The 8,480-nt window shown below is 48.3% G+C and carries 7 protein-coding genes and 1 pseudogene; 2 read left to right on the top strand and 6 right to left on the bottom strand.

The genetic code is table 11. The features are described 5' to 3' along the window. Nucleotides 1–258: hypothetical protein (locus tag DXY03_RS12500; RefSeq protein ID WP_206749732.1), on the top strand; the 258-nt coding region annotated here is incomplete at its 5' end. Nucleotides 259–851: 593 nt separating this feature from the next. Here DXY03_RS12500 and DXY03_RS09775 read toward each other — a convergent pair. The 4 genes from DXY03_RS09775 to DXY03_RS09760 form a co-directional block, all read right to left on the bottom strand. After that, complete coding sequence (locus DXY03_RS09775; RefSeq protein ID WP_136987677.1) at nucleotides 852–1,094, bottom strand: hypothetical protein; 243 nt, start codon at nucleotides 1,092–1,094, stop codon at nucleotides 852–854. A 47-nt stretch (nucleotides 1,095–1,141) separates the two neighbouring features. Beyond that, nucleotides 1,142–1,315, bottom strand: a complete 174-nt coding sequence (locus DXY03_RS09770; protein WP_244272407.1) for a DUF3104 domain-containing protein — start codon at nucleotides 1,313–1,315, stop codon at nucleotides 1,142–1,144. A 497-nt stretch (nucleotides 1,316–1,812) separates the two neighbouring features. Then, nucleotides 1,813–2,763, bottom strand: a complete 951-nt coding sequence (locus DXY03_RS09765; RefSeq protein WP_115010229.1) for a lysylphosphatidylglycerol synthase transmembrane domain-containing protein — start codon at nucleotides 2,761–2,763, stop codon at nucleotides 1,813–1,815. Next, complete coding sequence (locus tag DXY03_RS09760; protein WP_115010228.1) at nucleotides 2,763–4,157, bottom strand: glycosyltransferase; 1,395 nt, start codon at nucleotides 4,155–4,157, stop codon at nucleotides 2,763–2,765. Before DXY03_RS09760 ends, DXY03_RS09765 begins: the two co-directional genes overlap by 1 nt. A gap of 397 nt (nucleotides 4,158–4,554) precedes the next feature. Here DXY03_RS09760 and DXY03_RS09755 point away from each other — a divergent pair, with 397 nt between their 5' ends. Further along, a complete protein-coding gene (locus DXY03_RS09755) occupies nucleotides 4,555–6,033 on the top strand; it encodes a glycosyltransferase family 39 protein (RefSeq protein ID WP_170952036.1) in 1,479 nt (492 codons plus the stop codon). 41 nt (nucleotides 6,034–6,074) lie between these two features. Here the strand turns inward: DXY03_RS09755 and DXY03_RS09750 are convergent, their stop codons facing one another. Further along, nucleotides 6,075–7,070 carry a GDP-L-fucose synthase gene (locus tag DXY03_RS09750; protein ID WP_115010226.1) on the bottom strand — a complete coding sequence of 332 codons (996 nt, stop codon included), beginning with the start codon at nucleotides 7,068–7,070 and terminating at the stop codon, nucleotides 6,075–6,077. Next, a pseudogene (gene gmd / locus DXY03_RS09745) lies at nucleotides 7,067–8,154 on the bottom strand (GDP-mannose 4,6-dehydratase). The gene DXY03_RS09750 and the pseudogene gmd overlap by 4 nt, the downstream one beginning before the upstream one ends. Nucleotides 8,155–8,480 lie beyond the last annotated feature (326 nt).

Here is an 8,480-nt window from a genome sequence, read left to right as displayed (position 1 = left end):
CTTGAAATTGCCAAAGCTGCTTGCGGTACTTCCAACCAGCTCGGTCCAGAGCAATTCCAGCCCAGATGGATGCTGCAACAACCAACAGCAGGAGGAGTTTTTTCATCTACTGCTCAGCCGAATTCCCAAGTCACAGTGACCGCCATGGCGGCGAAGAAAAGGAACGTCAACCAGTTACCGCCAGCTGCGGTTACAAAGATTGCCGCAATGAGTACCGCGCTGATAGCGACCTTCAAGCGGTCGTCCATACAAAGCTGATTCCTTTTCTCAGTTTCGCCTACGGCGTTGGGCCAGTAGGCATTAGGGGCCTGTACAACGACTTTCTGTAGCCATCGCGACATGCTTATCGGACCTTCACGGAAGAAATCCTTGATCCCAAAGGTCTCCGAAAAATGGTGTGCAGCACCACTGGAGATTCCCTATCAATGGTTCCTGCGACATCTCCTCTACGGCTGAGTGAGTCATCGCGGCAGCACGGGAGAGCGACCCGTTAGCGGGCAGACAATCCAGTCCACATCCCACGACAACTGTGTATGGGGGCTGGCTTTCTGCGCTTAACCCCGTCTTCCATTAACGGTAAAGATTCAGTGCATTGCACTTGGTTACAGAACTCGTCGGCAGCGTTATGAAGCGGACCGCATCGCTCGGGGCGAACAAGTTTCTCCTCGCAGTTCCGTAGTCCCGCATCTTTGATTCGGTAACGGCTGTTGGAAGGCAGCCCCGCCGATAGAGGGGGCTGCCGTCACGTAATTAGCCAGCTTCGGGAGCCCAGTCCATCTCCTTCTGCCACATCGTCTCGCCTGTGGTGTTGGGGTAGGAGTGGCCGAATGCGTGAAGGAGATGATGACTGTTCAGTAGGCAATGGGTTTGCGACCGCTTTTGCAGTTCAGGCGTGCAATCTCAAGCGAGGTGCTGATGTCGTTATCGCCGCCTGCCCCTCTGAACCTGTAAGAGGCCTCGGCAGCTTGTCTGTCGCTGTGCTCTCCCATCAGCTCTTCCATCAAGCACTCTCTTAAAGCCTCTTTCTCCTCTAACGAGTTCACCAACAAAAGGACTGGTAAAGCGATTACCGCGCTCCAAGCGGCGCGGGTCATCAGTGTGGTCGCCCTGTTCGTATCCATACGCCAAGGATGCCAGTGATTCAGGTCATCGGAACGATGTGGGTCACGAGGTCGGCGTTTACCCAGGTGATGGTGCCCGTGTCCACGTCTGCCACCTGGAACAGCGTGGGGACCCTGGGGTTTCTGGCACCGCCATCCACCCAGATCACGTCAGCCATCCGCCAGTCGCTGCCGTCATCAACGATCATCGTCATGCCTGGATGGACGTGCAGGCATGACGGGATCCGGCTTGGTCGCTGCAACACCGCTCGCGTGGCCAACCGACGCACGCCTCTTGCTGGTACAACTGTATTATTGCAGGAGGGAGGGAGTCGGCAGCGGAAGTTGCCTTAAGAAAGCAGGAGGCTGTGGCAGACCTTTCAAGTTTCACCAGAAATTTCTGAGGGTCTTTTACTTACGAGCAATGACGCTGCAGCCCCCATATCCCCTTTGGAGTTCTGCTGTCGTTTAACTGTCGTAGAACCCTGTCGTAACACTCCGTTAGAACCCAGTCACAACCCTGTGTTTACAACTCTTTAGGCCTTGACAAACCACATGGCTTAGTTGATGCATGGCTCTGAATTGCAGTCATGTTGCCCTTGGCTCGTCAGCACACTCAGCATCGGCTCAGCGTACGTTCTCCCGGCTGAAGCTTCCCCGACGTTTAAAGCAAGTCTTGCCGCAAGGGCAGGAAATACCGACTGCATTTTCTTTATGTTCCTTTTGCTTTCTCATCAGCTTCTTCTCTTCCATTCATCAGAGCAAGCACGCCGACCAGGCACGGAATGACGAGGGTGCAGAGGCGTAGCAGCAAGGTGACTGCCAGGGCTTCAGAGCGATCGGCCCCATAGAGCATTGCAAGGCCAATTGAGGTCGCTTCACTAGTGCCCAAACCTGCCGGTAATAGCGAGATGACTCCGCCTAAGCCGGTCGCCGTTCGAATGACTGCGGCTTGATGCAGGCTTAAGTCTGTCCCTAGGGCTTGATAGAGCGCTACTAGAAGCCCCGCTTCGAACATCCAGCAAATGCCGGCCAAAAGAGTGCCGACGATGAGCGGTTTGGGTTTCATCAATTGGCGAACCCGGCTCAGGGCGAGAAGGGCTTCATGCAGAAAGCGAATGAGATGGCTCCAGCGCTGATGTAGTGGCAATATCTCGAGCCAATGTTCTATTCGTCGCAAGACTCTCGGGTGAGTCAATACCCAGCCGCCAATACCCAGAAAGGCAAGGCAAATCACCATGGCGATCCAGGCCCGTTCCTTAAGGCCCCAGCTGAGCACTAATAGGGCACTGGCCAGATCAGCCGATCGTTCAGCCAGAGTGATGCCAACGCCTACGGTCACTGGAAAGCCGTGGCGACGTTGAAGCCATACTCCGCGGACTGCTTCGCCACTACGACCTGGAGCTGCGATCAGGGCAAGACCCTCTGCATAAATTTTCGCGGCGGGTTTAAGGCGTAGTGGAAACCCAAGTTGGTTTAGGTAGTAGCACCAACGACCAAGAAGAAACAGATGACCCCCTAGGCAAATTGCTGGGGCCAAAATCCACCAGTGCCAGGGAAGCTTGCCGAGGGTCGTACTGACCTCTTGAATGCCAAAGGCGGTGGTGAGCCCAAGGTAGATTGCTAATGCTGCTACTAGTCCGAAAAGCCAACGGCGCCCCATCAGGGAATGAACCTCAACTTGCGGGCGGCGTATAGGCACATTTGCAGCAAGATCAAACCCTCTTTGACATGGGCGATGTTCGAGCTGCCATAGCTGCGTTCTTGGTATCGGACCGGGACCTCGACGATCTTTAGGTTTAACTTGCTGGCTCCAAAGAGCAGGTCAAAGTCTCCAAATGGGTCGAAGTCTCCGAAGTAACTGCGACCTTGCTTCAGCCGTTCGTAGTCACTCCTCCAGATCACTTTGGTGCCACACAGGGTGTCCTTAAGCCGTTGGCGCAGCAACCAGGAGAAGGCTGCTGCAAAAAAACGGTTGGCTGCGGTATTCAGCGGCGGCATCGCTTCCCAGCTGCGTGGGTAGACAAGACGGCAGCCGTTGACGAATTCACCGCGACCATCCGCTAGTGCCTGCGCGAAACGCGGCAAATCCTCTGGTCTGACTGTCAGATCAGCGTCGAGGATCATTAGTACATCACCTTCCGCTTTATCGAAACCGAGCCAAACTGCATCGGCTTTCCCCTTGCCTGTCTGGCGGAATTTCTTTAGGCGCATCGGCCCCTGGTAGTTCTTGCAGACTCGCTCGATTTCGTCCCAGGTGTTGTCGGAGGAATGGCCCTCGACAAAGATCACTTCGGTGAAACGTCCCAGTGACGGGAGCCGTTCAATTGCTGGGGCGATGTTTCCGGCTTCGTTACGTGCGGGGATGACCACGCTGACGCTTGGTTCCTGGCGCTGTTGCCGGGCGGGTCTAGCCACCATCCAGTGAGTCAATCCCAGGTTGTTGATCAGCGGCAGTTGGCTCAGCCAACGGTTGGCTATTGGGGTGAGAAGCGGAATCTGTCGGGGGATTAGGCAGCGATGCCCCTCTTTAAGCACCTCCCAGCTCGCAAGATCCAGGAGGTTACGGACGTCGTTGGGGGTCAGCCAGCTTTCTGGGGGCTGTGGTTGTCGCTGACCCAGGTGCTCGGCCGCCTTCAGCATCGGTTGCCAAAGCCAATTGTGGAAACTCACCACCAGGCGGGTCCGCGGGTGACAAAAAGCCTCAAGACGCTCCAGCACCCCCTGCACATCCTGCAGCGTATTCAGGGTGTTGGGTAGGAGGATTACATCGAATGGTTGTGTCTCGCCGATGCTTTGCGGGGTCATGGTCTCGGCGTTGGTCGCGAGTATCCGAAGCTGTGGATGCCGCTCCCGTGCAACAGCGGCCACCTCTGGGTCCAGCTCAATCCCAACCCCATGGGATGGTTTCAGGTGAGCAAGCAGATCACCAGTGCCGCAACCCATCTCCAGCACTCGCAGTCCAGGCGACACCAGCACTTGATGCAGCCGCTCCAGATCCGTGTAAAAGGTGCGGTTGCGCTGGCGGAAGTGGGTTTGCTCGCTGGGTTTGGTCATGAAGGAAGTTGGTTATGGGTCTCTAGGCGCAGGGTTTTGGCCTCGATGCGCAGGGTGTAGCTGGAATGACTCATCCTCGTGGTTTTATGCACTGTCACGAGGACTTTGTTGGGTCAGATGAGATAAAGCTCTACATCTCCCAGCTAGTAGAGGATTCGGGCCTGGGTTAGCGCTTTTGCCGTATCCTTGGCATTACGCGCAATGCATAAATTCACCAGGATGGATAAGACTTTTCAAAGTGAATGGATTCTTTGTCCTTATGCGATACGATTGGACTTCACTAATTTATTAAGTGCGTAATATGAGGGATGGAAGGGTTAAGAGGAATTTTAGCAAAGAATGGCTGTCTCTCCTATCAATAGTTCCTCTGATTTTTAGTATTCGCCCCCGTAGTTTCATGGCGCATGATGAGGGGTATTATATTCTTCAGGCCAGAGCAATTCTTGATAGCGGCAATTGGTTGGCTCCAATGTCGTGGGGCGCTCCAGTATTTGATAGGACAATTGGGGCTCAATGGATTATTGCTAGTTCTCAAAAAATATTTGGATATACATCATGGTCGTCGCATATTCCATCACTGATTTTTGGTCTGATCTCCTTATGCTTAACATATTTATTGTCGAAGAGGTATTTTGGCGTTCAGGTGGCTTCGATAAGTGCTGCAATATTATTCCTCTCGCCAATATTTCTTGATCATATACATCTGGCTACCCAGGATATCCCACTTCTCGCCATAGAACTCGTAGGAATATATTCAATTTCAAAAGCAGAAAAAGAAAAACCTGGTGTGTTCCATGTGATTTCAGGGATGTGGATGGGGATTGGATTTTTGCTAAAAGGATTTATGATATTTTTGCCTGCAATAGCAATTGTTCCTTTTGTTTTGTGGAGAAAGAGGTATTTACTTACCTCCAGATTATTTTTAATTGGTTTCGTTGCCGGCTGGCTGCCAGCCTTTGCTTGGATTGCTTTTTCTATCAACAAGTATGGATATACAGTGGTTTCCGATTTATTTAATAAGTTGCTTTATCTTTCGGGTGAAAATATATTTGCTAAAGGCCCTTTCTACTATATGTGGAATATCCCTCTGTTTACATTGCCATGGTTTATATTTGCTATTCACCCATTCGTCTATGGAATAAGGAATTGGAGAGATGATCGATTGTTCGTGTTCATTGGATATCCTTTGCTTTTGGCTTTTCTGCTTAGTTGCTTTAAGACAAAAACAACATATTATGGCCTCCAGTTAACGCCATACATTTCAATTCTTGCTGCGTACTCAGCAGTTTTATTGACCACGCATCATGCCGTTCGAAGGCGAGTGATCGGGTTTATTAAAATTCTAGGAATTTGCTTGTTTTTGGGTGCGGTAACACTTTTGCTCACACGCTTAAACAGCCTTTTAGTTGTAGATACAAATATTTTTGTCCTAATATTGTTTGTTCTGGTGACCTTGTCGATCACCTGGATTTTGTTGGATTGGCGCGAGAGTGGTTATCGTATTTTTGTCCGATTAATTTTGTGTCAGTGGGTTGTGATGGTTGCTTTGACTCAAGGAGGTCTTCTGACTGATAGAAATCCTCTAATAAGGAATGCTTTATCGAGTAACTATGATGTTATGCAGATAGTGAAAGATCAGAGGGTTTCGTTTGTGAAGACTAGTAGTGGGCTAGAGGCTAGTGATTCAAAAAAAAGAATTTTAATCGCCTTGGCTATGAAAAATCTTAATCACTCGCTTATCAGTAACGAAGGAATGTCGGAAGGAGATTTGGCTTGGATTAATGAAAGAGATATTCACTTGCTGCCTCCAGGAGATCTAAGCGTGTTGTATTCCAATGATGATTTATTGCCTTGGGTGTTGGTCGCTAAAAATTAATAGCGAAAAAGATTTATAGCTTTATTTTGGCTAATCCTTGTCTATTCGCGAAGTCGTTTACCAGCCAATTCATTTTGAAAATCTTGATAAGCCATCGCTAGACCATCGCTTAAAGGAATAGACGACCTCCAGCCCATTCTTTTAAGGCGACTTACATCTAGTCGTTTTTGAGGAGTTCCGTCAGGTTTACTTGTATCCCACAATATTTTCCCGTTGAATCCAACAATCTCGGCAATTTTTTGGGATAGATCTTGTATTGTTATATCAATACCAGTTCCAACATTAAGGAAAGTAAGTGGAGCACCACGATCATCACAAGGAGCATTTTCAGCTAACGAGCTCCAATTTTCAAGAGAAAATACACAAGCTTCGCCTAGATCATTTGCATGAAGAAATTCTCGTAGGGGAGACCCAGATCCCCAGCAAACTACCGTAGAATTATTTTGAACCTTTGCTTCATGAAAACGTCTAATTAATGCAGGAATCACATGGCTTTTAGTTGGATGGTAATTGTCACCAGTCCCATATAGATTTGTTGGCATGAGGCAAATGGCGTCAAAGTTATGCTGGATACGTAGAGACTCACATAGCTTAATTCCAGCAATTTTTGCAATTGCATACCATTGATTTGTCGCTTCAAGAGGACTTGTAAGCAAAGCTTCTTCGCGTATTGGCTGTTCCGTGATCTTTGGATATATGCAACTACTGCCTAGAAATAAAAGGCGCCTAACTCCAAACTCCCAAGCATTTTCAATCACATTGGTTTGAATCTTCAGGTTTTCAATCAAGAAATCAGCCGGGAAATCATTATTCGCTTTTATGCCGCCAACTTTTGCGGCTGTTAAAATAACAATGTCTGGTCTATTGCTTTTCATCCATTCTCTTACTGATACCCTGTCAAGACAATCTACTTGTGATCGATCTGGTAATAATTGGTTCTCATATCCATGTCGAAATAGCGCACGAGATATAGCGCTACCTGCCATACCTCGCGATCCAAAAATTGCGATACGCTCTTCAGTCGTTAGTAGATTCATTCTTGTGGATTATTGATGTCGTATCCCTCTCTCTTTAATAAAGCTTCTTTCTGCGCCTCAAGTAGATCTTCTGCGACCATTTCAGAAACTAATTCTTCAAGTGTTGTGGTGGGTTGCCAGCCAAGCTTTTCATGAGCTTTTGAGGCATCGCCGAGCAGCATATTGACTTCGGCAGGGCGGAAGTAACGATTGTCTATTTTGACTACTATTTCATTAGTGTCTAGGCGGCGACCAGTTTCATTTAAGTTTTCACCTTCCCAAAGGATGCCACCCCAGCCAATTCTTTCTGCAGTTAACTCAATAAATCTACGTACACTTTCTTGTCTCCCTGTCGCGATGACATAATCATCTGGAGTTTCTTGCTGAAGCATTAGCCATTGCATCAAGACATAGTCACGATCATGTCCCCAGTCGCGTAATGAGTCTAAATTTTCGATGTACAAACAATCTTCTGGTCCGGCACTTATTCGAGCTAAACCACGAGTGACCTTCATTGTGACGAAAGTTTCTCCCCTGCGAGCGCTTTCATGATTAAACAGGATCCCGTTACATGCGTAAATCCCATATGACTCACCATAATCCAGTAGGCATATAGCTTCGCTACTGCATACGGGCTTCTCGGGTAAAAGGGCGTTGTCTCGCGTTGTGGGGTCTCTTGAACTAACCCAAATAATTCGCTTGTACTTGCTTGATATATACGGGTTTTTTGGGTTAACCCTAGGTTTTTAACGGCTTCTAGAATTCGTAATGCTCCTAAGGCATCACTATTGGCAGTGTATTCGGGAGATTCAAAGCTTACGGCTACGTGGCTCTGTGCCCCTAGATTGTAAATTTCTTCCGGCTGTACCTCTTGAATGATCCTTAGTAAATTCGTGCTATCGGTAAGGTCTCCATAGTGTAGCTTTAGTCTTTGATTCTCTTCGTGTGGATCCTGATACAAATGATTGATTCGATCGGTATTAAAGCTGTTCGCTTTACGCTTGATTCCGTGGACTTCATATCCTTTGCTTAAAAGTAATTCGGCAAGTTAGCTGCCGTCTTGACCTGTTATTCCTGTAATTATGGCTTTTTTACGAAAATACAACCCGCCATTTGAATTGAATTTTGACAGTCATGGCCATCAATGAATTGCTTTCAATGACACTACCCCTTGATCGAGGCTAATTTTGCTCTTATCTGGGCACCTGTGTTCTTTCGTGGGTTCGCTATATATATACCGGAATGCCATTGATTTGTCTTGAATAAGGCGATAATTTCCAAGCTCCTATTTGCTCGGTTAAAGATAAACTCTTGACGTTCATCGCTAGACATCGAAGTTCGCTTTTGGCTGATGGATTTAAGGGTAAATAGGTTTCATGTTCACTTCATCCAGGCTTTTTAGGGTTTCGACGGAGTTCTTCTTTCAAAAGA

This window comes from Synechococcus sp. N5, from assembly GCF_900473925.1.
Lineage (GTDB): Bacteria > Cyanobacteriota > Cyanobacteriia > PCC-6307 > Cyanobiaceae > Parasynechococcus.
Note: the sequence above shows the minus strand (reverse complement) of the source record. Positions and strands in the feature narration are given on the sequence as shown.

Coding starts and splice junctions, on each gene's coding strand:
- DXY03_RS09775 (WP_136987677.1), bottom strand. CDS start 1,094: ATGACCCGCGCCGCTTGGAGCGCGGTAATCGCTTTACCAGTCCTTTTG.
- DXY03_RS09770 (WP_244272407.1), bottom strand. CDS start 1,315: ATGACGATGATCGTTGATGACGGCAGCGACTGGCGGATGGCTGACGTG.
- DXY03_RS09765 (WP_115010229.1), bottom strand. CDS start 2,763: ATGGGGCGCCGTTGGCTTTTCGGACTAGTAGCAGCATTAGCAATCTAC.
- DXY03_RS09760 (WP_115010228.1), bottom strand. CDS start 4,157: ATGACCAAACCCAGCGAGCAAACCCACTTCCGCCAGCGCAACCGCACC.
- DXY03_RS09755 (WP_170952036.1), top strand. CDS start 4,555: ATGGCGCATGATGAGGGGTATTATATTCTTCAGGCCAGAGCAATTCTT.
- DXY03_RS09750 (WP_115010226.1), bottom strand. CDS start 7,070: ATGAATCTACTAACGACTGAAGAGCGTATCGCAATTTTTGGATCGCGA.